Annotated in this window: 24 protein-coding genes, 2 tRNA genes and 1 rRNA gene; 26 read left to right on the top strand and 1 reads right to left on the bottom strand. The window is 61.0% G+C overall.

What is annotated here, in order from left to right; all coding sequences use genetic code 11:
* The first annotated feature begins 313 nt into the window (after positions 1–313).
* The 25 genes from rrf to ndk all read left to right on the top strand — a co-directional run bounded on the left by rrf (position 314) and on the right by ndk (position 21,027).
* Positions 314–430, top strand: a 5S ribosomal RNA gene (gene rrf / locus J3481_RS00005).
* A 12-nt stretch (positions 431–442) separates the two neighbouring features.
* Positions 443–522 (top strand) — tRNA-Leu (locus J3481_RS00010).
* Positions 523–812: 290 nt separating this feature from the next.
* Positions 813–1,793: a substrate-binding domain-containing protein gene (locus J3481_RS00015; RefSeq protein ID WP_206830381.1), complete on the top strand. Its 981-nt coding sequence runs from the start codon at positions 813–815 to the stop codon at positions 1,791–1,793.
* A gap of 144 nt (positions 1,794–1,937) precedes the next feature.
* On the top strand, positions 1,938–2,552 hold the full coding sequence (locus J3481_RS00020; protein ID WP_206830382.1) for an adaptor protein MecA: 615 nt from the start codon (positions 1,938–1,940) through the stop codon (positions 2,550–2,552).
* Positions 2,553–2,712: 160 nt separating this feature from the next.
* On the top strand, positions 2,713–3,987 hold the full coding sequence (locus J3481_RS00025) for a Glu/Leu/Phe/Val family dehydrogenase (RefSeq protein WP_407929305.1): 1,275 nt from the start codon (positions 2,713–2,715) through the stop codon (positions 3,985–3,987).
* Positions 3,988–4,352: 365 nt separating this feature from the next.
* The gene (sleB, locus tag J3481_RS00030; protein WP_206830383.1) at positions 4,353–5,153 is read left to right on the top strand and encodes a spore cortex-lytic enzyme; all 801 of its coding nucleotides are present in this window, start codon (positions 4,353–4,355) and stop codon (positions 5,151–5,153) included.
* Between the two features lie 16 nt (positions 5,154–5,169).
* A complete protein-coding gene (locus tag J3481_RS00035; protein WP_206830384.1) occupies positions 5,170–6,414 on the top strand; it encodes a PepSY1/2 domain-containing protein in 1,245 nt (414 codons plus the stop codon).
* 103 nt (positions 6,415–6,517) lie between these two features.
* Positions 6,518–7,162, top strand: coding sequence for a flagellar brake protein (locus J3481_RS00040; protein WP_236010915.1), 645 nt, complete (start codon positions 6,518–6,520; stop codon positions 7,160–7,162).
* 48 nt (positions 7,163–7,210) lie between these two features.
* Entirely contained in the window at positions 7,211–7,684 is a 474-nt protein-coding gene (locus tag J3481_RS00045; protein WP_206830386.1) for a hypothetical protein, read from the top strand.
* Between the two features lie 79 nt (positions 7,685–7,763).
* Positions 7,764–8,441, top strand: a complete 678-nt coding sequence (cmk, locus tag J3481_RS00050) for a (d)CMP kinase (protein WP_206830387.1) — start codon at positions 7,764–7,766, stop codon at positions 8,439–8,441.
* Complete coding sequence (locus tag J3481_RS00055) at positions 8,431–9,036, top strand: lysophospholipid acyltransferase family protein (protein ID WP_206830388.1); 606 nt, start codon at positions 8,431–8,433, stop codon at positions 9,034–9,036. Before cmk ends, J3481_RS00055 begins: the two co-directional genes overlap by 11 nt.
* A 242-nt stretch (positions 9,037–9,278) precedes the next feature.
* Positions 9,279–10,436 (top strand): 30S ribosomal protein S1, encoded by a 1,158-nt coding sequence (gene rpsA, locus J3481_RS00060; RefSeq protein WP_206830389.1) that lies wholly within the window; start codon positions 9,279–9,281, stop codon positions 10,434–10,436.
* Positions 10,437–10,531: 95 nt separating this feature from the next.
* Positions 10,532–11,065, top strand: coding sequence for a hypothetical protein (locus tag J3481_RS00065; protein ID WP_206830390.1), 534 nt, complete (start codon positions 10,532–10,534; stop codon positions 11,063–11,065).
* A 70-nt stretch (positions 11,066–11,135) separates the two neighbouring features.
* The gene (gene der / locus J3481_RS00070) at positions 11,136–12,464 is read left to right on the top strand and encodes a ribosome biogenesis GTPase Der (protein WP_206830391.1); all 1,329 of its coding nucleotides are present in this window, start codon (positions 11,136–11,138) and stop codon (positions 12,462–12,464) included.
* Positions 12,465–12,488: 24 nt separating this feature from the next.
* A complete protein-coding gene (gene plsY, locus J3481_RS00075) occupies positions 12,489–13,103 on the top strand; it encodes a glycerol-3-phosphate 1-O-acyltransferase PlsY (RefSeq protein WP_206830392.1) in 615 nt (204 codons plus the stop codon).
* Complete coding sequence (locus J3481_RS00080) at positions 13,100–14,137, top strand: NAD(P)H-dependent glycerol-3-phosphate dehydrogenase (protein ID WP_206830393.1); 1,038 nt, start codon at positions 13,100–13,102, stop codon at positions 14,135–14,137. Before plsY ends, J3481_RS00080 begins: the two co-directional genes overlap by 4 nt.
* Positions 14,138–14,206: 69 nt before the next feature.
* Positions 14,207–14,587 (top strand): glycine cleavage system protein GcvH, encoded by a 381-nt coding sequence (gcvH, locus tag J3481_RS00085; RefSeq protein ID WP_206830394.1) that lies wholly within the window; start codon positions 14,207–14,209, stop codon positions 14,585–14,587.
* 265 nt (positions 14,588–14,852) lie between these two features.
* The gene (spoIVA, locus tag J3481_RS00090; RefSeq protein ID WP_206830395.1) at positions 14,853–16,331 is read left to right on the top strand and encodes a stage IV sporulation protein A; all 1,479 of its coding nucleotides are present in this window, start codon (positions 14,853–14,855) and stop codon (positions 16,329–16,331) included.
* 142 nt (positions 16,332–16,473) lie between these two features.
* A complete protein-coding gene (locus J3481_RS00095; RefSeq protein ID WP_206830396.1) occupies positions 16,474–17,523 on the top strand; it encodes a zinc-dependent alcohol dehydrogenase family protein in 1,050 nt (349 codons plus the stop codon).
* A gap of 135 nt (positions 17,524–17,658) precedes the next feature.
* A tRNA-Pro gene (locus J3481_RS00100) sits at positions 17,659–17,735 on the top strand.
* Positions 17,736–17,796: 61 nt separating this feature from the next.
* Positions 17,797–18,030: a trp RNA-binding attenuation protein MtrB gene (mtrB, locus tag J3481_RS00105; RefSeq protein ID WP_206830397.1), complete on the top strand. Its 234-nt coding sequence runs from the start codon at positions 17,797–17,799 to the stop codon at positions 18,028–18,030.
* A 69-nt stretch (positions 18,031–18,099) separates the two neighbouring features.
* On the top strand, positions 18,100–18,807 hold the full coding sequence (locus J3481_RS00110; RefSeq protein ID WP_206830398.1) for a heptaprenyl diphosphate synthase component 1: 708 nt from the start codon (positions 18,100–18,102) through the stop codon (positions 18,805–18,807).
* A gap of 1 nt (position 18,808) precedes the next feature.
* Positions 18,809–19,513: a demethylmenaquinone methyltransferase gene (locus J3481_RS00115; protein ID WP_206830399.1), complete on the top strand. Its 705-nt coding sequence runs from the start codon at positions 18,809–18,811 to the stop codon at positions 19,511–19,513.
* Between the two features lie 12 nt (positions 19,514–19,525).
* Positions 19,526–20,491: a polyprenyl synthetase family protein gene (locus tag J3481_RS00120; protein ID WP_206830400.1), complete on the top strand. Its 966-nt coding sequence runs from the start codon at positions 19,526–19,528 to the stop codon at positions 20,489–20,491.
* 77 nt (positions 20,492–20,568) lie between these two features.
* Entirely contained in the window at positions 20,569–21,027 is a 459-nt protein-coding gene (ndk, locus tag J3481_RS00125) for a nucleoside-diphosphate kinase (RefSeq protein WP_206830401.1), read from the top strand.
* A gap of 36 nt (positions 21,028–21,063) precedes the next feature.
* Here ndk and J3481_RS00130 read toward each other — a convergent pair whose 3' ends face one another.
* Entirely contained in the window at positions 21,064–21,933 is an 870-nt protein-coding gene (locus J3481_RS00130; protein WP_206830402.1) for a patatin-like phospholipase family protein, read from the bottom strand.
* A gap of 22 nt (positions 21,934–21,955) precedes the next feature.
* Here J3481_RS00130 and J3481_RS00135 point away from each other — a divergent pair, with 22 nt between their 5' ends.
* Positions 21,956–22,726 (top strand): CheR family methyltransferase, encoded by a 771-nt coding sequence (locus J3481_RS00135; RefSeq protein WP_328702020.1) that lies wholly within the window; start codon positions 21,956–21,958, stop codon positions 22,724–22,726.
* The last annotated feature ends 16 nt before the right edge of the window (positions 22,727–22,742 follow it).

Here is a 22,742-nt window from a genome sequence, read left to right on the forward strand (position 1 = left end):
CAGTGATGCGTGGAGCGGACAGATACGAATCGGTCGAGGGCTTCACCTGGAAGGCTCCCTATGCACGGTGGCAAGGGCCAAGCTGAGCCTGAAGCGAAGTGAGACGAGCGCGGGTGCGCGTAAAGCCAGCGACTCGCCACGATGACTTCGCAAACGGGCATCTGAAGCGAAGTGACATGCGAGCGAGGCGCGGTTAGGTACCGACTCGTAACGCAGGCTTCGCGGAAGCGAATCAGCGGCGAAGTGAATCGCGAGCGAGGAGATCTGCAGGCCGAAGGCCGAAGCCCTCCGAGCGAGCGAAGAACGAAGCCCGTCTGGTGACCACAGCGGAGGGGCAACACCCGTACCCATCCCGAACACGGACGTGAAGACCTCCAGCGCCGAGAATACTGGGAGGGAAGCCTCCTGGGAAGGTAGGTCGTTGCCAGGCGTGAGAAACTATGCGGGTGTGGCGGAATTGGCAGACGCACCAGATTTAGGTTCTGGCGGGCGACCGTGGGGGTTCGAGTCCCTCCACCCGCATTGTGTACGATGGGGTTCGGTGCTTCCGAGCCCTTTGTTTTTGTCTGCATGTGAAAGATCGGCTGCCATTGGGGCGCCGGTCCGTCAGGAAGACCTGCGTCCTCGTTGCAGAAACCAGCCGCGTGAAGGAACATAGCCAAGCCGACGCGTTTCATCGACCTCGGCTGGCTTTTTTCATAGACTCCACGAACCCTTCAAGAACTGGACAGCAACCGGTCAAACTTGATTATAATAAGGACACGCATGCAGATACCACAGATTGGCGATGTGAGATGAAGGGTGGGGTTGCGATGCCTGTTACGATATACGATGTGGCGCGCGAAGCCAAGGTCTCGATGGCGACCGTTTCGCGTGTCATTAATGGCACGGCCGTGGTGAAAGAGGATACGAAGAAGAGAGTGTTGGAGGCCATCGCAAAGCTAGGGTACCGACCCAACGCGGTGGCTCGCGGTTTGGCCAGTAAACGTACGCGTACGATTGGCGTGATCGTTCCTGACGTCTCCGCGGCCTTCGTGGCAGAAATGGTCCGCGGGATCGAGGATATCGCCAATATGTACGATTACAATATCCTTCTCGTCAACTCGGACGCCCAGGTGGACCGGGAGGTCAGCCTCATCGGGACCATGTGGGAGAAGCAAGTGGACGGGATCCTGTACATGACGAACGTTCTCACTTCCCGGGAGATCGACGCGTTTGAAGAGGCGCAAATTCCAGTCGTGCTTTGCGCGACAGAGGACCCGGAGCGAAGAATCCCGTCTGTGAACATTGATAATTATCGATCCGGGCGGGACGCTGTGAATTTTTTGCTGCAAAAAGGATGTCAACGAATCGGCTTTATCACCATGGATGAAGGCTTCTCGGTGGTGGCGGATCGTCGGCTGCAGGGTGCGCAAAATCGGATGCGCGGGCAGGAGCTGCACATCATTCGGACAGGCCGCGGACGGTACGAGACCTCTCTTCCGGTCATACGGGCGTATTTCGAGCAACATGATTTGGACGGAGTGGTCGCGGCGTCCGACGAACTCGGGTTGGCGGCGATTCACGCGGTACAGGACATGGGAAAATCGGTTCCCGATGACGTGAAGGTGATCGCATTTGACAACACGCGTCTTGCGGTGATGGTTCGTCCCGAGATGACCGTGATCGCGCAGCCGATGTACGACTTCGGCGCGGTTTCGATGCGACTGCTGACCAAGTTGTTGCAGGATGAGCCAGTGGACAACTACACGGTGATTCTGCAGCACAATATTGTCGAGCGGGCATCCACCTGAAGGTGCGACAGAACGTGAAGTTCCCCGTGATGTTCGCGTTGTTGCAATCGACGCCGTCCGCCATGACATGGGGAGCAAATGAGGTATAATATAATTCATCACACGCCCTTTCACTCGGCCTTTGGCGATAAGGAGGGAACGCCGATGCGAGTCGAGCGAATTGCCCGAGACAAGGTGCGAATTTTCATCAGTTACGACGATCTCGAGGAACGCGGGATCGATCGGGATGAAATTTGGCACAACGGAAAGAAAGTGCAAGACCTTTTTTGGGATATGATGGAGACCGCTTATATGGAAGTCGGATTTGACATTGCGGGTCCGATTTCCGTGGAGGCGTTCACGATGCCGACGGAGGGCGTGGTCGTCATCGTCACGCGTATCCCGTCCATGCCGGGGGCCGGCCATGATGACGGGGATTACACGGACGAAGACGATACCTACTTCGAACGAGACCATGGATTTTCTTCGCGTACAGCGCCAACGCACATGGTGATGGCGTTTCGCGATTTTGATGACCTTCTTGCTGCCTGCCGAACGCTGCGGCAGTATCCGGTCAGTACAGCGCTCTACCATCACGAAGGCGCTTATCAGCTCGTGATCCGGGGGGATCTGAGACCGGACCAGTGGGAGGAAGTGTTCTCGATTCTCGTGGAATACGGCAACATGAGTCGAGTTACGCCTTGGGTTCTCGAGGAATACGGTAAGGCGATTTTCGCCGATCACGCCCTAGAAAAGCTTCTCAAGAACTTTCCCACCTGAGGTGGAAGCTCAAGAGAGTAACTAGATGACTCTAGTTACTCTGTTTTTTGTGCCCGCCCGCGATGTGTGGCGCTTTTCGGAATGCGGGCGGGCGTGTATACTAGGGCTGTCCTGATCCGATTTTCATCTTGTCGACAACCGGGAAAAGGTGGTAAACACTGTGGCAGATTCTGTGGCGTCCGCGGACAAGCGTCAGCAGGGTACATATATGCTCCAGGAGACGCAGGATATCGTCCATCAGGCACTCGACGTCTTGGGATACGGGCGGGAGGCCTTCGAACTCTTGAAACTCCCCATGCGCGTCCTGACGGTGCGCTTTCCCGTGCGCATGGACGATGGAAGCGTGCGCGTGTTTACCGGCTATCGCGTCCAACATAACGACGCCATCGGTCCCACGAAGGGCGGAATTCGGCTGCATCCCGACATCACGCTCGAGGAAATGGAGGCGCTCGCCATCTGGATGTCGATTCGCTGCGGCATCGCCGAACTTCCGTTTGGCGGCGCCAAGGGCGGCATTGTTTGCGATCCGCGCGACATGTCGTTCTCCGAAATCGAGCGGGTCAGCAGGAGCTATGTGAGAGCCGTGAGTCAGATCGTGGGGCCGGCGAAGGACGTACCGACGCCTGACGCGTTCAGCAACTCTCAAAACATGGCGTGGATGTTGGACGAGTATTCTCACATACGTGAATCGGACAGCCCGGGGTTCATCACTGGAAAACCGGTGATTTTGGGCGGAACGCGCGGGCGCGATGGGGCTGCGGCGCGAGGCGTCGCGCTCACGTTGGAAGAAGCCGTGAGGCAGCGGCGGCAAACGCTCGAGGGACAGCGCGTCATTGTTCAGGGATTTGGCGGCATTGGGAGCTACCTGGCGAAATATTTGAGCGATCGCGGCGCAACGATCGTCGGCGTGGGAGACGCATACGGAGCCCTGTACCGTGAAACCGGGCTCGATGTGGACGAATTGTTGGAGCGGCGCGATTCGTTCGGGACCGTAACGCGCCTCTACCGCGACGTGCTCACCAATCGCCAGCTCCTGGAGCAGCCCTGCGACGTCTTGGTGTTGGCCGCGTCGGGCGCCGCGATCACAGCGGATCTCGCGCCGAAAATCAAGGCGTCCCTCGTCGTCGAGGCGGCTAACGTGCCGACGCCTCAGGATGCCATGGAGATTCTCACCGAGCGCGAGATCCTCGTCATTCCAGACGTACTCTCCTTTGCTGGAGACGTGATCGTCTCGTACTTTGAATGGGTTCAGAACAACCAGGGATATTACTGGAGTGAATCCGAAGTGCAGGCCAAGTTGGACGATCGCGTGCGGCAATCCTTTGATCGCGTGTATCAGGTGGCAGATCGGTACGGCGTCAACATGCGGCTTGCGGCTTACATCGTGGGTGTGCAGCGGTTGGCGGAAGCGAGCCGCTGGCGGGGATGGATATGAACCAGGATCCAGTTGAAGGAGGGATCGCTATGCGCGCAGAGTCGTCTTTGTCGGCTCAAGAATCGACCCCTGCTTCCCATCGTATCAAGGTCATGATCCGGTGCCGGAAGTGCGGCGAGACGTTCATTCTGCGGGGCACGCGAGACTCGAAGGGGAATATTGAGACGGGATTCAAACGCTGCCTGTGCGATAACGACAAGGACTTTGATATCGAGGTACTTGGCTGAGAAACGGAACACGGAAGTCATGTGCTCGGGGTTGCCCGGGCATATTTTTTTTGCCTGTTCACAGAATACAGGTTGTCGCCGATGCGGGCTGACGAACAGAGATGGATGTTCCACCATTTCGCACGAGGAGGCTGCCGCATGAGCAGGGGGAAACGCGCGATCGCGGCATGGGCATGCGTTCTTGCTTTGTGGCTGACCGCGTTCAACGCCGATGAAATGCCAACAGCACAAGCCTTTACAGCGCGGAATCTCATCTACGGAAGTACGGGTTATGACGTGGACGAGCTCCAAGGGCGGTTGCATCTGCTCGGTTACTACTGGGGGCGCATCGACGGCGTGTTCGGCTGGAAAACGTACTGGGCGGTCCGGACCTTTCAATACAACTTCGGGCTTCCCGTCACCGGGGAGGTCGACATGCGAACCAAGATCATGCTCGTCAAGGCGACGCCAAACTGGAATTACAAAATGGACTTCCCAAACCGTCCGGCCGCTTCGACGTCCGGAAGCACGCAGCAGACCACCGCTTCGGGCGGCGCTGGCACACTCATCTCGGGGGATGGCTTCACGCACGGGATGGACAACCTGAGTGCGAGCGATCTGAACCTCATGGCGCACGTGGTGTATGGCGAGGCCCGCGGGGAACCTTTTGAAGGGCAGGTGGCGGTCGCGGCCGTCATCTTGAACCGACTGCACGACCCAAAATTCCCTAAGTCCATTCCTGCTATCGTGTACCAACCTGGGGCGTTTGATTGCGTCAACGATGGACAAATTAACCTCCAGCCGAATCGGCAAGCGATGCAGGCCGTGATCGATGCGGTGAACGGCTGGGATCCGACCCACGGGGCGCTGTACTACTTCAATCCGGCCAAGACATCCAATGCGTGGATGTGGGCGCAACCCGAACTTGTCACCATAGGTCATCACATTTTCACGCTTTGATGAGGGGGTGTACGACATGCGCAAATGGACGTGGTGGGCCGGAACTGCTGCGGCCGTGATCGCGGTGGGGGCGGCAGCTTTCGCCTGGGGCGACAACCAGCGGAGCCGTGCTCAGTCGTTGGCCGCGATGGTCGATGCCAGCTATTCAGGGGCATTGCGGACAGCCGTGGCGGATCTGGATGCTCTTCGAGCTGCACTCGCTTCCGCGTCGATCATGGCGGATCCGCAATCTTTCCAGCGTCACCTCGCGGGCGTGGAGAAATACGCGTATGCGGCGCAGTTGGACATGGCGCGCATTCCCGACGGAGGTCCGGATCACCGGGTGAACGAAGCGTTGCACCAGATCGACACGGAGGCAGAACATTGGATGGTCAGTGGCACGTCGCCGCGGAACGTGAGCGTACAGGACGCTCTGCGACGTGACGCCCAGACGGTTGCGCAGTTGGAGACGCAACTCGAGCAGATCGCATGGCACACAGGAAGGGTTCTCGGCGGCCCGTCGGGAACGGAGCTTGCGCCGGCCATTCGAAACGCGCTCACACGGCTGCAGGCCAGTGTCGCCGCGACCAGGCACCAGCCGAAAGCGTCGGACACAACCGTTCCGGTGGCGCCCGGGCCTTGGATTCGCAGGGCCGAGCAGGTGGCAGGAGGCACCTTGGACAAACCTCAAGTCAGCCACGTCCGCGATCCTCGCAACGGTTCCTATGTTTTGGTCACCGGTTCGCTGAACGGGAGGCCTGTGCGGATCGAATTTTCAAACGCGGGCACCCTGGCGAGCTATCGACTGAACCGGCCGCTCGGCAAGGCCCGCGTGGATCTGGCGGACGCTGCCGCCTCTTCGGCGCGTTGGCTGAAGAGCATCGGTCTACAGCAGCTGGTCCGTACCTACGCCAGCCAGGTGGACGGGATCGCGCGGTTTACGTATCAGCCGATCGTTCAGGGGATACCGGCCCCGGATGCGAGTTGCAAGGTGCTGGTGGCACTCGATAACGGGCAGGTCATCGGATTTTACGATCGCGGCAAATGGCCGCCAAAGACGCTGCCACCTGCGCCGCATCCGCTTTCCGAGCGCGATCTCCGCGGGCGTCTGGGGCCACAGTTTCACGTTCAGGACGAGCGGCGCATCCTGGCCGAAGATCCGAATGGGAAATGGGTTCAGGCCATCGCGTTCGACGGCACGCTTGCCCCAAGCGATGAGCCCTATCGGGTGGTGCTCGACCTGGTGACCGGTCACGAGTTGAGCATTGAACGCTTGACATAATTCGATGCTTCTGGCGCAATCGAGGCTTTCTGTCCAAGTTTCCCCGCAATCCTCCGCTCTGTGTGTATAATAAGGCAGGAGATTGGAAGGGATGGGGAACGGTATGCCGATTGTGCCACGGGTAGGGGCTCCGTTGCGCGTCCGCGTGGCAGGAGACACCTCTGAGAACAGCTACAAGTCGCGTGTTGCGGATTTGGACGACGAGTTTCTATACGCGGACGTTCCCGTCCATCAAGGCACTGGGAAGGAAATGGAAGTCCATGTCGACACCACGCTGGTGGTCGAGTACGCCGCCTCCGAAAACGACGTTTATCAATATCGTTCCCGGGTTTTGGGTCTCTCGTACATCCCCACGCCCGCCGTGCGCCTGGAGCATCCGTTGAAAAGTTCGGATCTCACCAGAATTCAGCGCCGCGAATATTTTCGGGTTTCGTTGGATGCCCAGGTTAAGCTGACCTGCCTGCGAACGGGGGAGACCTATCTCACACACGCCGTGGACATCAGTGGGGGCGGATTGGCCGTCCGCACGCGCGAACCGGTCGACATCCAGTTTCGCGATCGCGTCGGCATCGAGGTGACGTTGCCGTACACGGGATTCCGGTTGCAAGCGATGTGCCAGGTGGTGCGAATCGAGGAAGAAGGCATGGGGCGCACGCTGTCTATGCAGTTCGTGGACATGCCGGAACGGGTGCGGGATCAGGTGGTGCGATACACCTTCATGCGGCAGCGTGCGCTGAGAAGAAGATAGATTCATAGCGCGTCCGCCGGCGCATACGTTAGCTGTGGAGGGATGTCCATGGCGATCCGGCGGATGCTCCGCATGTTGGACGATGGGTTGGTGCCTGTCGCACTCGGGACCGTGACCACGCTTGCGCTCGCTCAGCTCGCCATGCAGTTGCCATTTGTGCACGATCACGTCTCAGCCACGATCCGCACTCGTCCCGCGTTGGCGGTGCAAACGGGCACACCGCCGGGGCTCACCGGAGCCTCGGGGAGTGTGATGCTCAAGGCGGATAGCGCCGCGCGCGCGGCGAACGTGATCGTCTTCCGCAACGGGGTCTCGCTAGGGCCGTTTACCACGGATGAGATGCAAATTCTGGTGCATTCGGGCGATGTGATCTCGTTCCGCGACACGCGACCGCAAGGGCCTCCGGTCACGATTTACGTCACGGATGGCGCGAGCGACATGCTGTACCCTGTAACGGGAGAGACCGTGTCTTTGGGGGGCGGCACCGCGACGGCTTCACTGGAGCCTGTGTCTTTCTTTTGAATTTGACCGCATTGCCGAGCCTTTTCCGGTTGTGTTACCATCGAGGAAATGAGGGATCGAGCCGGAGGGAGGTTTCGACGTGGCACCTGTGACCATTGCCATCGACGGACCCGCTGGCGCTGGGAAAAGTACCGTGGCCAAGCGGGTGGCGGAACGGCTGAATCTGATGTATGTCGACACAGGCGCCATGTACCGGGCAGTCGCGTATCTTTGCGCTCAAGAAGGGATTGACGTGCATTCGGAGCGCGACGTCGAGGCCGTCCTCGATGCACACCGGGTGTCGTTTGAGGAAGGGGAAGACCGGACGTTGCAGGTCCTCATCGACGGCGTGAACGTGACGTCCAAGCTTCGCGCTCCGGAGGTCAGCGCGCTGGTCTCCACCGTCGCTGCTCATCCTCGCGTGCGGCAGCTGTTGACCGAATGGCAGCGCGCATTTGCGGAGCGCCATTCGGTGGTCATGGATGGCCGTGACATCGGCACGGTTGTGTTGCCTCACGCCACCGTGAAGGTGTTTCTCACCGCCGCGCCGGAGGAGCGGGCCCGACGACGCATGGAGGAATACAAGCGAATGGGTTACGACGTCGCGCTCGAAGACATGGTGCAAACCGTGCTTGAGCGGGATCGCAAGGATTCCGAGCGTTTGGTGGCTCCGCTCAGAATGGCGGAGGATGCGGTGCGCATCGACTCGACCGACAAGAGCGTGGAATCCGTGGTCGACGAGATCGTGCAGTTGGTGGAGAATGCGCATGTCCGGTGAACCCAGTGATTTGCCTCGCGCTCCGTTTTACAGGTTTGCGCGTGCCGTTGTGACGGCTTTCTTTCGGGCCTGTTTTCGCATCCGCGTACAGGGGCTTGAACGGCTTCCGCAGCAGGGGGGCGTGATTCTCGCATCCAACCATCTGTCGAACTTCGATCCTCCGCTTCTAGGGATTCTGGTTCCGCGATACATACGGTTCATGGGCAAGGCCGAACTGTTTCGCATCCCCGTGCTTCGGCGCATGTTTCTCGCTCTCGGAGGCTTTCCGATTCAGCGGGGACGCGTGGATCGGCGCGCCATCCGCACCGCGATCGAAGTTCTTCAAGCCGGGACCTGCCTCGTGATGTTTCCCGAAGGGCACCGGTCGCGAACCGGCCGACTTGGACCTTTGCAACCTGGGATTGCGTCCATTGCCAAGAAGGCGGGCGCTGTGATCCAGCCCGTGGGCATTCGCGGCCGATACCGATTGTTCGGCCGCATCGAGGTCAGATTTGGCGAGCCCATCGTCCCATGCGAACAGTCGGAGGAAGAGATCATGCGAAGGCTGCGCGATCAATTGATCCAGCTGACCGGAGCCGATCGAGAATCGGGGTGAGAGGTGCGTCGGTTTTCCTTGTCGCGCAAGACTGTGTTACAGTAGGCGTATGAAAAGTTGGTGGCGAGATTCCAAAATCGCGTTTGTAGCTTGTCCAATTTGGTATGCTATAGGTAACCTTTGTGGAAGGCCAACGTGAACTTGGCGTCGTCAGGAGGTTGCCGATGGCGCATGCGAATAAACGCCGACTCCTGTCGCGCGTTGCCATCATAAAGTGACCATGGATACGGGAGGCCATTGACATGTCAGAGGATTTGCGTGAAATGTTGACCGATTCGGCGGTTCGCGAGGGGGACGTGGTGACCGGCGAAGTGACCGCCGTGGATGATCACGGCGTGACCGTCGCACTGCCTCACGGTTATGAGGGGCATATTGCGGCGCAAGAGCTTTCGGCGGTCCCAGGGACGCACCCGAGCGACGTCGTGAGCGTGGGCAGCACGGTGACGGCCCAAGTCTTGAAAGTCGACATGGAATCAGGCCATGTCACCCTTTCGAAGCGGCGCGCTGAACAGGCGTCTGCGTGGGAACGCATGCAGCAGTTGCTGGAAAGCGGAGAACCCATCGAGGTAGAGATTCGCGACGTCGTCAAAGGCGGTCTGGTGGCGGACGTCGGCGTTCGCGCCTTTATTCCGGCCTCCTTGGTGGATCGTCATTTTGTCGAGAATCTCGAACAGTTTAAGGGACAGAAGCTTCGCGCCAAGGTCATCGAGGTGGATCCTCAGAAGAACAAACTGATCCTGTCGCGTCGCGCTGTGCTGGAAGAGGAGAGCGAGGCGCGTGCACGCAAACTGTTCGAGGAGTTGAAGCCCGGGGACGTGATCGAGGGCACCGTGCAGCGGCTGACCGATTTCGGGGCGTTTGTGGACGTCGGGGGCGCCGACGGCTTGGTGCACATCTCGGAGTTGTCGTTTTCGCACGTCAACCACCCGTCCGAGGTCGTCCATGAAGGCGATCGCGTCAAGGTCCGGGTGTTGCGCGTGGACCCGGAGGCCGGGCGAATTTCGCTGTCTATCAAAGCGGCGCTGCCGGAGCCCTGGGAGACGTATGCGCATGAGTTTCAACCGGGTGACGTGGTGCAGGGTGTGGTGCGCCGTGTGGTGGACTTCGGCGCGTTCGTCGAGCTCCGCCCGGGCCTCGAGGGTTTGGTGCACGTGTCGCAGATCTCCAATGAGCACGTCGACAAGCCGTCAGACGTTCTCCAGCCTGGGCAAGAGGTCACGGTGCGCGTGCTGAGCGTGGACCCGGAGCGCAAGCGCATCTCGCTGTCGATGCGAGATTCGTCTCAACCGCGCGGCGGTCAGGGGAGAGGGAATCGTCGCGAGCGCCGGGCTGTCGAGCCTCGCAACGATGGAGCCTCGGGTCCGACGTTGGGCGATCTGTTCGGCGATTTGTTCAAATGATAGTGGTTGCATACCGGACCCCGCCCGAAAGGGCGGGGTTTTCTCTAGACAGGGCCGCTGATCTTCACGTACGCGATGATTGGGGGCGTTGAGGTGTGCAGAGCCCACTCATGTGGATTGTCCCCGCGGCGGTTTGGCTCATGCTGTGGCCGCCGCCGTCCCTCTCACCCCGCTGGCTGGTCCGGGCCGTCGTGATTGCCTGTCTCGCGGCTTGGCTTCCGCTCCGCTGGCTTGTCCCGGCATGGGTTCCGCCGGTGGCATGGCTCACCCTCTCGTTGTACGAGATGGTGAGACTCCCTCGCGAACGATGGTTTCGATCGGGGAGCGTCGCTTTTGCGGCTGTCGCCGTCATGACGGAATGGCCGGCGTGGGCACCATTTGCCGACTGGTGGAGCGTATCTCCCCAGGTGTGGGCGGCCGCCATCGCTGGCGTTGCGGCGAGTGTCGCCTCTCCGACCCCTTGGACGCGCGCCTTGGCGTGTGCAGGGCAGGTCGCGGTGTCCTGGGTGACGGGGCGCAGCGGGCTCGACATGGATTCCGTTTTCATCTTTGCCGCGGCTTTTGAGCTGTGGGAACGGTTTGAACGCGCCTGGGTGTGGGGGAGATCGCGAAAGGAAACGGGTCATTGACGTCTGCTTCGAATTCCGGGATAATGGGCTGCCGACAGCGCGCGTTGCGGAACGATCGGAGGTGAAGAGGATGACTTTGCCGGTTGTGGCCATTGTGGGACGAGCAAACGTGGGCAAATCCACGCTCTTCAATCGACTCGTGGGTGGACGCGTCTCGATTGTGGAGGATACGCCTGGGGTCACGCGCGATCGCATTTACGGAAAGAGCGAGTGGAACGGTGTTCCGTTCCGCGTGATTGACACAGGCGGCATCGAGATGGATGAAGAGGACGAGATCGGAAATCTGATTCGTGTGCAGGCGCAGATCGCCATCGACGAAGCGGATGTCATTCTGTTTGTGGTGGATGGACGGCAGGGCGTGACGCAGGCCGACGAGCACGTTGCACAGGTGTTGCGCCGCTCGCGCAAGCCTGTGGTGCTTGGCGTCAATAAGCTCGATCACGTCGACCAGTATGCGCTGAGTTACGAATTTTACCGACTGGGTTTCGGAGAGCCCATCCCGTTTTCGGCCGAGCACGGGCGTGGCACAGGGGACCTGCTGGATGCTGTCGTGTCCGCGCTTCCCAAGGCGGGCGAAGAGGATGGAGACGAGGACGCCATTCGCATCGCGTTTGTCGGCAGACCCAATGTCGGGAAGTCGAGTCTCGTCAACCGCCTGCTTGGCGAGGAGCGCGTGATGGTGAGTCCCGTGGCCGGAACCACGAGGGACGCCATCGACACGCCGCTGGAACGCGACGGTCAAGCCTATGTGCTCGTCGATACGGCCGGCATGAGGCGCAAAGGAAAAGTGTACGAACGCATCGAAAAGTACAGCGTGTTGCGAGCGCTTCGAGCTTTGGATCGGGCCGACGTCGCATTTGTCGTTCTCGATGCGCAGACTGGCATCGTGGAGCAGGACAAGCGTGTGGCGGGCTACGCGTTGGACGCTGGCTGTGCCATCGCGTTCGTGGTCAACAAATGGGATGCCATTGAAAAGGACGACAAAACGGCGCATCGGTTTGAAGAGAAGATCAGGCAAGAGTTTCCGTTCCTGCGTTTTGCGCCCGTGATCTTTGTGTCCGCGCTTACGGGTCAGCGCGTGGGGCGGTTGCTCGATCTCGCCAAGGAGATTGCGGAGTATCACGCGATGCGCGTTCCCACGGCGACGTTGAATCGAGTGCTTGCGGATGCGCAAGTGTCCGTGTCGCCCCCGTCCAAGGGCGGGCGCAGGTTGAGGATTTATTACGGCACGCAGGTCGGTGTGAAACCGCCCACGTTCGTGATCTTTGTCAATGACACGGAACTCAGTCATTTCTCGTACGAGCGCTATCTCGAGAATCAACTGCGAGAGGCGTTTGGTTTTCGAGGGACGCCCATCCGCATGGTTTTGCGGGCGCGCGATGAGGCGGAATCGGGCTGATCTCCGCGAAGGAGCGTTGATCGAATGGCTTGGTCTGGACTGTTGTCGATGGTCGTCGCGTACCTCATAGGTTCCATTTCGACGAGCACGTTGGTGGTCCGGTGGGTCAGTGGCCGAGACATTCGCTCTGAAGGAAGCGGCAATGCCGGCGCCACGAACACGATGCGGACCATTGGGCTGAAATGGGGTGTCGTCGTTCTTCTGTTCGACGGATTGAAAGGCGCCCTGGCCCTGTGGATCGCGAATGCGCTGTCGCCGCACGCGATGTGGGCGCTGGCCCTGTCCGCCATCGCCGTCGTGGCAGGGCACAATTGGCCGATCTTTTTTGGTTTCCGCGGCGGGAAAGGCATCGCCACGACGATCGGCGTGCTCCTGTGGCTCGCGCCGCTTTCGGCCGTGATCGCGGGGCTGGTCTGTTTAGCCGTGATCGCCGTCACGCGTTACGTGTCCCTCGGGTCGCTCGTGTTCGTATGCCTTGTCCCGATCCTGGTAGCCGTCTTCCACTTTGAGGCGTGGACGTTTGGCGCGAGCGTCGTGCTTGCGTTGCTCGCCGTCTATCGCCACCGATCCAACATCGATCGGTTGCTGCATGGCACGGAGCGGCGAATTTTTGACCGGACGAGCGAGGGTGCGCGATGAAAGCATGTGTTCTGGGGGCCGGCAGTTGGGGGACCGCCCTGGCTTCGGTGCTCGTGTCGAACCAGTGGGACGTGACCATTTGGGCGCGGCGTCTTGAGGTGGCGGAGGATATCAACCTGCGCGGCAGGAATGAACGCTATCTTCCCGGGGCGCGGTTGCCCGCTGGTCTGAGAGCGGTGACCGATCCGGAGGACGCTCTCCGCCATGCCGAACTTGTGGTGCTCGCCGTTCCCTCTGGAGCCGTGGCGGATATGTTGCCTTTTCTTCGCGGCCTCGGGGAGGACGTCTTATTGGTCCACGCGGTCAAGGGCTTTGTGCGTCCCGACAATTTGCGCGTCAGCGCGTGGCTCGAGCGCCACATTCCCGGAATTGAACGCCGGTTGGCCGTGATCTCGGGCCCATCGCACGCGGAAGAGGTGGTTCGCCAGCTTCCGACGACCGTCGTCGTGGCGAGCGCCAGCAGGCGCGTGGCGGAGAGCGCGCAGGACGCCCTGATGACCGAGCGGTTTCGCGTCTACACGCAGGCGGACGTCGTCGGCGTCGAGCTGGGCGGCGCGTTGAAAAACATCATCGCACTCGGCGCGGGGCTGGCCGAGGGCTTGGGGTTGGGAGACAACACCCGAGCGGCGCTGATGACGCGCGGGCTGGCTGAGATCACGCGCCTTGGCGTGGCGCTCGGCGCGTCGCCGCTGACCTTTTCGGGTTTGGCCGGAATCGGAGATCTGATTGTCACCTGCACGAGTGAACACAGCCGCAATCACCGGGCGGGTCGGCTGTTGGCGAAAGGGTTGTCGCTGTCAGAAGTGCTCGCGTCCATCGGAATGGTGGTTGAAGGCGTCCATGCCACCTTCGCTGCTGAGCAGCTCGCCAAGGACTGTGGGGTCGAGATGCCGATCACGCACGCCATCGCGCGGGTGTTGATGGGCGAAATCTCGCCGAGCGAGGCAATTGAGTTGTTGATGACCAGGGACAAAAACCACGAGATGGAAGTCGTTGGTGCGCAGCCTTTGACAGCCGAGTTCCGCCTCCCGTGAGACAGGCGTGGCGACCTTGCGAACGATTTGATACACTACCCTCGTTGATCGGTGGAGGGAGGCGTGTTCGTGAACATTCCGGAGGGATTGAAGTATTCGCGCGAGCACGAATGGGTGCGGGTCGACGGACAGCGCGCCTACGTTGGGATTACGGACTACGCGCAGGACGAACTGGGTGACATCGTGTATGTGGAGCTGCCGGAGGTTGGAGCCCAGCTGAAGGCAGGAGAGACCTTCGGAACCGTGGAGTCCGTGAAGACGGTGTCCGACCTGTACGCGCCGGTGAGCGGGCGCGTCGTCCAAGTGAACGAGGAGCTCGCGAATGCGCCTGAGAAGGTGAACGAGTCGCCCTATGACGATGCCTGGATGATCGTCGTGGAGATGGACGACCCGTCCGAACTCGAGGCGTTGCTGGACGCCGACGCCTATCGCCAACACATCCAGGGCTGACGTTCCCCGGGATCCACGCGCACTGGCGCTGGATCCCTTTTCCTCTTGGTTTCCCCCCTTGCCGCGGTTCTACGCTGAATCTCTCTCCCGTATACATAGTGGCGTCAGGGACGAGGCGCTCTGCTTCGCGAAGCATACCGGTCTTTGTGCCGCATATATTGGCTACTGTCCATCGATTGTGTGACGGTCTACGTGGATTGTCGGTGGGCCGGGGCGAGGCATGCGTTCATGCTGTCCACGCCGGTCATCTCGAGGAGGGAGAATCGTGGAAAAATTCGACGTCTTTCAAGACATTGCGGAGCGGACGGGGGGCGATATATACCTCGGCGTGGTCGGCCCCGTGCGCACTGGCAAGTCAACGTTTATCAAGAAATTTATGGAACTCATTGTCATTCCCAATATTCAGGACGAGGCCGATCGCGCCCGTGCGATCGACGAGCTTCCCCAGAGCGCCGCGGGCCGCACCATCATGACCACGGAGCCGAAGTTCATCCCGAATCAGGCAGTGCAGGTCCACGTCGCCGAAGGCTTGGATGTCAACATTCGGATTGTGGACTGCGTCGGTTATGCGGTTGAGGGCGCCCGCGGGTACGAGGACGAAAATGGGCCACGGATGGTCACGACGCCGTGGTTTGACGATCCCGTCCCCTTTCAGGAGGCGGCCGAGATCGGCACGCGCAAGGTCATCGCCGACCACTCGACCATTGGCATTGTCGTCACGACCGACGGATCCGTCGCCGAGATCCCGCGCGAAAACTACGTCGCGGCCGAAGAGCGCGTGGTGGCAGAACTGAAGGAGCTCGGCAAGCCGTTCGTCATGATCGTGAACTCGGTTACGCCGGATCACCCGCGCGTGGTCCAGCTGAGAGAGGAGCTCGCGGCGAAGTATGACGTGCCCGTGCTGGCCCTTTCCTGCGCCACGTTGACGACGCACGAGATCTACTACGTGCTTCGCGAGGCACTGTACGAGTTCCCGGTTAAAGAAGTCAACGTCAACCTCCCGAACTGGGTGATGGTGCTCGATCCCGACCACTGGCTGCGCCAACAGTTCGAAGAGGCGGTCCGCGAGACCATCCGGGACATCCGCCGCGTGCGCGACATCGATCGCGTCGTCGCGCAGTTTGCCCAGTACCCTTTCGTCGCGGCCTGCGGGCTCGCGCACATGGACATGGGGCACGGGATCGCCGCGATCGAGCTGGACGCGCCGGATGAACTGTACGACCAGGTGCTCACGGAGATCGTCGGGGTGCAGATCACCGGCCGGGATCAGCTGCTCAAGATGATGAAAGAATTCACCTACGCGAAGCGAGAGTACGACAAGGTGGCGGAAGCGTTGCGTATGGTGAAGCTCACGGGCTACGGCATTGCACCTCCCGCGCTCGAGGAGATGACGCTCGACGAACCGGAGCTCATCAAGCAGGGATCCCGGTTCGGTGTGCGGCTGAAGGCGACGGCGCCATCGATTCACATGATCCGCGTGGACGTGGAGAGCGAGTTCGCGCCGATTGTCGGGACGGAAAAACAGTCGGAGGAACTGGTTCGCTACCTGATGCAGGACTTCGAGAAAGACCCGCTCAAGATCTGGGAGAGCGACATTTTCGGCAAGTCGCTCGCCGCGATCGTCCGGGAGGGCATCTCCGCGAAACTGTCGCTGATGCCGGAGAGCGCACAGTTCAAGCTGAAAGAAACGCTGCAGCGAATCATCAACGAAGGCAGCGGAGGACTGATCGCCATCATCCTGTGAACTCTTTCGGACCTGCCCGCCCCTTCCCCGCGATCGGGCGGGTTTTGCCGTCTCCTGGGCCAGGCATGGAAGCGGGTCGACGCTCATAGAGATGGAATGGACGCATGTCCGAAGACGTTTCGAAGGAGAGTGTGGACAAGCCATGAGAGCAGCGCGCATGGTGGGGTTTCGTGAGCCGCTTGTGATCGATCAAGTGCCGGATCCGTCCCCTGGGCCGGAGGACGCCGTGATCCGCGTGGAGGCGAGCGGCATCTGCCGGAGCGACTGGCATGGATGGATGGGCGACTGGACGTGGTTAGGGCTGTCGCCGCAATTGCCGATCACGCCCGGGCACGAGTTCGGGGGCGAGATCGTGGCCTTGGGGCGGGACGTGCGGGGATTTCAGATCGGCGAAAAGGTGACGGTCCCGTTTCACTACGCGTGCGGACATTGTGAACACTGTCACGCGGGCGTCCCGAACAGGTGCGATCACGTCGGCATCTACGGCTTCAGCTGGGACGGCAGCTTCGCGGAGTATGTGGTGGTGCGAAATGCGAATCTGAACCTGATTCGCCTGCCGGAAGGCGTCGATGCCTTGACCGCGGCTGCCGTGGGCTGCCGATTCATGACGGGCTATCATGGGGTGATGCGGGGCAACGTGAAGCCCGGGCAATGGGTGGCGGTGCACGGCGCCGGCGGCGTGGGCTTGTCGGCCATTCAGACCGCATACGCGATGGGGGCTCGAGTCATCGCGGTGGACGTGGACGACCAGAAGCTGGCGAAGGCTCGTGCGGAAGGCGCTTGCGAGGTGGTGAACGCGAAAACGCAACCGGTGGCGGAGGCGATTCGGGAGATCACGAAGGGCGGGGCGCACGTCAGTATTGACGCGCTCGGCATTCGCGACACGGTGCTCAATTCCGTGCTGTGCCTTCGCAAAGGGGGCCGACACGTCCAGATTGGCCTCACTACCTCGGAAGAGGGCGGCGTTGTGCCGCTGCCGATGGATCTCATCACGAGTTGCGAGATTGAGGTCGTCGGCAGCCTCGGCATCCCGCACCCGGACTACGCGGGCCTCTTGGCCCTGGTGGCGGAAGGTCGCCTGCGGCCCAAAGACTTGGTGGAGCGAGAGGTGCGCCTTGAAGACGTCAACGACGTATTTGATAAAATGACGCGCTTTGAGACCAAAGGTTTCAACGTCATTACGGCGTTCTGATGACAAGGTCGGGTGGAAGGGGCGGCCACGGATGCGGGCGCGCCCCCGCCGCGCCCTTGGGCGCCAGAGCACTTGCACAATCGAGCGGCGCGTGTTACAATCATCAACGGCTTCACGGAACAGAGCGAAGAACGTCGGGATGTGGCGCAGCCTGGTAGCGCGCTACCTTGGGGAGGTAGAGGTCACGGGTTCAAATCCCGTCATTCCGACCAGCGACCAGCGTGTTGAACGCTGGTCTTCGTATTTTAGGCGGATTTGAAGGAGGCTGCGGCCTTGGCTGAAACGCCCTACAGCGGCGATTACGTGGTGATTAAGGCGCTTGAAAACGGTGTCCAGGTGAACGGCATGACGCGCGGACCTCAGACGCGGTTTCATCACGCAGAGAAATTGGACAAGAGCGAAGTGATGATCGCGCAGTTCACGGAGCACACCTCGGCCATTAAGATTCGAGGGAAGGCCGTCATCTACACCAGGTACGGCATCGTGCGGACGGACGAGGACGCGTGAGCGGCGGCCATTTATGATATACTATCCGCAGCATGCGAGGTCGGCCCGTTCGAAGGAGATGACACCGGCTTGACGGACGCTCGGGAGGTAATGTTTCAACGCGTCACGCGTTGCGCCAAGGCGCATATGGATCACGACTACTTGGCCAAGCGGAAGGTCCGCCAGGCGGTGAGTCCATTTCACTTCAATCTCGGTTACGCCATCCTGCGGGCGGCCGCAGTGCCGGACAGCGAGGCGGAGCGGGTGCTCACCGCCGTTTTGTTGCTGGAGCAGGGCCTGTCTATCCATGACGAGATCGACGAGTGGGGAACGGCGGAACAAGGACTTGTGGTCTTGGCCGGCGATTACGACAGCAGCAAATACTATCTTCTGCTTGCCGAGCTGGGAGACCGCAAGCTGATGCATGAGTTGTGCGAAGCGGTCGTTCGGATCAACGAAGCCAAGATGGATCTCCTGATGGCGTCGCCGCTCTCCCTCGACGTGTACATGGAGCGGATGTCGACCATCGAGGCCGAGCTGTTGCGCGCTCTGGTGCGCCATTACCATTCGAACCCGGAACCTTGGATGGCAAGGGTGGAAGAAGCGGTGCGCCATCGCATCCTGGCAGGCGGCGCAAAAGTTCGCGCGTTCACGCGCGGCCAAACGTCTGGGCGGTCCCGCGAGGGTAGCTTGTTTGCACCCAAGGACTCGGCCAAGATGCGCGGGACGTGGCCGGTGTTGGACTATGCCCTTCCGGAGGAGCCGCAAGGGCTTCAAGCAGCGGAAGGGAAGCGGTGAGATGCAGGGGGACAAGTCGGCTTACGTACACGATGTCTTTTCCAAGATCGCCAGGCGATACGATGCGATGAACTCTGTGCTGAGCTTCCAGCAGCATCGGCTGTGGCGGAACTACGCGATGCGGCAGCTGCCGCTCAAGCCGGACGCGCAGGTGCTGGACGTGGCTGCGGGGACCGGCGCCTGGACCTTTGCGATCGCCAAGCGGCTCGGCCCTGAAGGCCGAGTCGTGGGGCTCGATTTCACCGAGGCCATGCTCGACGTGGCGGAGGAGCGGCGTCAGCGTTTTCCTTTCCGCGATCGCGTCCAGTTTGTGCACGGCGATGCCATGAACCTGCCCTTCCCCGACAACACGTTCGATCTGTGTACCATCGGCTTTGCGCTGCGGAACATGCCCAGTGCGGAAGGCTGTCTGCGGGAGATGGCGCGCGTGGTGAAACCCGGCGGGGCCGTGGTGTCGCTTGAGCTTTCAAAGCCCGAGGCCGCTTGGTTTCGGCGGTTGTACTACTTCTATTTTTATCGCATTCTCCCGAAAATCGGCGAGCTCGTGGTGGGAGATCGGGAACCGTACGCTTGGTTACCCGAGTCGCTCATCGACTTTCCCGACCGGAAGGGGCTTGAGGAAATTTTTCGCCGCGTCGGACTGCGCGGCGTGTGGAGCCGCCCGCTGACATTCGGCATTGCGGCCTTCCACATCGGATGGAAATGAGGAGCGGTCGGCGTGGAATTCCATGACATCTACCTCCTGTACCGGCAAGAACTCGATCGCGTCGAACGGCTCTTGGACGAACGCGCCCGTGCGGAGCATGCGGATCTGGCGAACGCGGGACGCACGCTTTTGGAGGCCGGCGGCAAGCGCATTCGCCCTCTTTTCGCGCTCATCTGCGGCTTGGGGGAACGGGCGTGGTCCGAGGATGTGGCCAAAGTGGCCGCGGCGCTCGAGATGATTCACATGGCGACGCTCGTGCACGATGACGTGATCGACCGAGCCGATCTCAGGCGCGGGAAACCGACGGTGAGGAAGAGCTACGGCAATCTGGCCGCGATGTACACCGGCGATTACCTGTTCGCTCGAGCGATTCAGCTTCTGGCCGAGGTGGACAACCTCGAGGTTCATCGGCTCATGGCGCGCGGCATTGTGCTGTTGTGCGAAGGCGAGATCGAACAAATCGAAGACTTTTACAACTGGTCGCAGGGCGTCATGACCTATCTGCGCCGCATTCATCGGAAGACGGCGCTCCTCATTTCCCTGAGCTGTCAGCTCGGTGCCATGGTCGGCGGCGTCGACAAACGCGAGGTGGCGTCGCTCGCGCGGTTCGGACATGCCGTGGGCATGGCTTTTCAAATCGTAGATGATCTCCTCGACTTCACAGGGGCTGCGGAGGTCGTCGGAAAGCCGGTGGGAGGAGATCTGCGTCAGGGCAATCTCACCTTGCCGGCCCTTCTGGCGGCGGCGCGCCCGGGCTTCGGGGAACGCCTCAGGGCTTTAGTCCGCGAAGGCATGCCCGAGGAAGACGCGAACGAGGCCATCCGCTTGGTGGTGGCGTCCGGCGCGCTGGCGGACGCCGAACGGCTGGCGGAGCGGTATCTCGAGAAGTCACGGCACCTGCTTGCGTGCGTGCGCCGCGAGACGGTGCGCGAGCAGTTGATGGGGCTCACCTCGTTTATCATTCGCCGTCAGTACTGACTTGCAATCGATGGGGAGAATTTCATACAATAGCGCCGTCTGTGGCCTGTCCGCGGACAACAAGCATGGAGCGAGGGATGAACGACATGGCCCGAGAACAGACGTTTGTCATGGTGAAGCCCGACGGTGTGCAGCGCGGACTCGTCGGTGAGATTGTGGCGCGCTTCGAGCGCAAGGGGCTGAAACTGGTCGCCGCCAAACTGGTCCGGGTGTCGAAGGAGTTGGCGGAAGCGCATTACGCGGAGCACCGGGAGCGCCCGTTCTTTGGAGAACTTGTTCAGTTCATCACGTCGTCCCCGGTGTTCGCCATGATCCTGGAAGGCGAGAACGCCATCGCCGTGGCGCGCACCCTGATGGGCAAGACGAATCCGGCGGAGGCGGCGCCTGGGACCATCCGGGGCGATCTCGGCCTCACCATCGGCATGAACGTCGTGCACGGCTCGGATTCGCCGGAAAGCGCCAAGCGGGAAATTGAGCTCTGGTTCCCTGAGGGCGCGTTGACGTACGAGCGAACCGTGGACGCCTGGCTGGCTTGAGAAGGCCCGCGCTTGCGCGCGGGTTTTTTGTTGAAGTCAGCTTCTGACAAAGCTGAGGACGGCGTCGGCGTGGTCCTGAGCGCACGCACGCCCCGCCTGGATATAGGCTGGCAACCGTTCGAACGGATGCCCCTTGACGCCGCTCAGGTCCGGTTCGAGCAGAAACACCGAGGGGGCGTCGAGATCGTTGTCAATGGATTCTCGCAGGAGAATATCGAATGCCCGTAGAAACACGTCGATCAAGGTCTTGGGATGGAATGGATTGGGCAGCCGATACAGATTGACGGCGAGAATCCGCCGACACCCCATTTGGCGCAGGACAGAAACAGGGACGTAATGTCGCATCGCGCCGTCCACCAACAGATAGGGGCCGTGTTCCACGGGAGGAAATACGCCGGGCAGGGCGCAACTGCCGGCGACGGCTCGCGCCATGGCGTCGGTGTGCTCCACGGCGTCCAGCCGGACATGGTTCGGCGTGAACACCACGGGGCGCCCGGAGATGAGATCCGCGGCGAGTACGAAGATGGGTATCTGAGGCCGGCGGTGCTTGAGGAGGCGCTCGATGTACGCCTGGAATCGGACGCCCCGCAGAAGACCCGGCGGAAGAGGTTCGCGCTTTGCGCGGATGCCCAGTCGGTTGGCAGCCAGCGCGACGAGCGATTGCGCGACGGGAAACCCGTAATCCATCAGCCGCCAGCCGGGGAATGATCGGACCAGTCGTTCGAGATCTTCACAGCTGTAGCCGTAGGCGTACAAGGTTCCGACGAGCGATCCGGCACTGGTGCCCGCGATGGCGTCGGGCCGGACGCCCAGTTGTTCGAGGGCCGAGAGCACGCCGATGTGCGCTGCGGCCTTCAGCGTACCTCCCGAGAGCGCGATGCCGAGGTTCCATGGATCGTGTGCCAATTCAAATCTCCGCCTTCCTGGAGTGAGTGATCTGGATCCGTATCTCGACTTTCTTCGCCACGTGCGGCGATTGACCGGGATCGATTTAACTCATTACAAACGCCCGCAGATGGAGCGCCGGCTTGCGCATCTGCGCGATCGCAGGGGATTTTCGGACTTTTCGTCCTATGCGTCGGCGCTCGCGCGCGATGCGTCGCTTCTAAGGGAACTGCTCGATCGCGTCACCATTCAAGTGTCGGAATTTTTTCGAAATCCGGAGCGGTGGGCCGAACTTCAGACGAGGCTCGCGGCGGTTCACGCTCCGCTTCGCGCGTGGAGCGCCGGTTGTGCGCAGGGCGAAGAGCCGTACAGCCTCGCCATCCTGTGCGAGGAGCTTGGCCTTCAGGCCGACATTTGGGCGACCGATCTCGACGAAGGCGCACTTCAGGCGGCGGCTCGGGGCGTGTACGCACCGCGTTCGTTGGCCAACGTTTCTCGGGAACGCCTGCAGCGGTTTTTCGAACCCGTGCCCGATGGATGGCGCGTGAGGTCTCCCGTCCGGCGGCGCGTTCGCTTCGAACGCCACAATCTGTTGGCGGATCCGTATCCTCGCGATCTCGATCTCATCGTATGCCGCAACCTGCTGATCTATTTGACGGACGCAGCCAAACAGGCGATCATCGCAGGGTTTGCCGAGTCGCTTCGGTGCGGCGGACTTCTCTTTGTGGGAAGCACAGAGCAGTTGGTCGCGATCGACCTCTGCGGCCTGCGCCCGGTGGCTCCATTTCTGTACCAGAAGCCCGTCGAACCTTGAACTGGGTGGAAGATTC

This window comes from Alicyclobacillus fructus (assembly GCF_017329605.1).
GTDB classification, from domain to species: domain Bacteria; phylum Bacillota; class Bacilli; order Alicyclobacillales; family Alicyclobacillaceae; genus Alicyclobacillus; species Alicyclobacillus fructus.

Excerpts from the sequence above, each read along its gene's own strand:
- J3481_RS00015 (WP_206830381.1), top strand. The coding sequence starts at position 813 with ATGCCTGTTACGATATACGATGTGGCGCGCGAAGCCAAGGTCTCGATG.
- J3481_RS00020 (WP_206830382.1), top strand. The coding sequence starts at position 1,938 with ATGCGAGTCGAGCGAATTGCCCGAGACAAGGTGCGAATTTTCATCAGT.
- sleB (WP_206830383.1), top strand. The coding sequence starts at position 4,353 with ATGAGCAGGGGGAAACGCGCGATCGCGGCATGGGCATGCGTTCTTGCT.
- J3481_RS00035 (WP_206830384.1), top strand. The coding sequence starts at position 5,170 with ATGCGCAAATGGACGTGGTGGGCCGGAACTGCTGCGGCCGTGATCGCG.
- J3481_RS00040 (WP_236010915.1), top strand. The coding sequence starts at position 6,518 with ATGCCGATTGTGCCACGGGTAGGGGCTCCGTTGCGCGTCCGCGTGGCA.
- J3481_RS00045 (WP_206830386.1), top strand. The coding sequence starts at position 7,211 with ATGGCGATCCGGCGGATGCTCCGCATGTTGGACGATGGGTTGGTGCCT.
- J3481_RS00055 (WP_206830388.1), top strand. The coding sequence starts at position 8,431 with ATGTCCGGTGAACCCAGTGATTTGCCTCGCGCTCCGTTTTACAGGTTT.
- rpsA (WP_206830389.1), top strand. The coding sequence starts at position 9,279 with ATGTCAGAGGATTTGCGTGAAATGTTGACCGATTCGGCGGTTCGCGAG.
- der (WP_206830391.1), top strand. The coding sequence starts at position 11,136 with ATGACTTTGCCGGTTGTGGCCATTGTGGGACGAGCAAACGTGGGCAAA.
- plsY (WP_206830392.1), top strand. The coding sequence starts at position 12,489 with ATGGCTTGGTCTGGACTGTTGTCGATGGTCGTCGCGTACCTCATAGGT.
- J3481_RS00080 (WP_206830393.1), top strand. The coding sequence starts at position 13,100 with ATGAAAGCATGTGTTCTGGGGGCCGGCAGTTGGGGGACCGCCCTGGCT.
- J3481_RS00095 (WP_206830396.1), top strand. The coding sequence starts at position 16,474 with ATGAGAGCAGCGCGCATGGTGGGGTTTCGTGAGCCGCTTGTGATCGAT.
- J3481_RS00115 (WP_206830399.1), top strand. The coding sequence starts at position 18,809 with ATGCAGGGGGACAAGTCGGCTTACGTACACGATGTCTTTTCCAAGATC.
- ndk (WP_206830401.1), top strand. The coding sequence starts at position 20,569 with ATGAACGACATGGCCCGAGAACAGACGTTTGTCATGGTGAAGCCCGAC.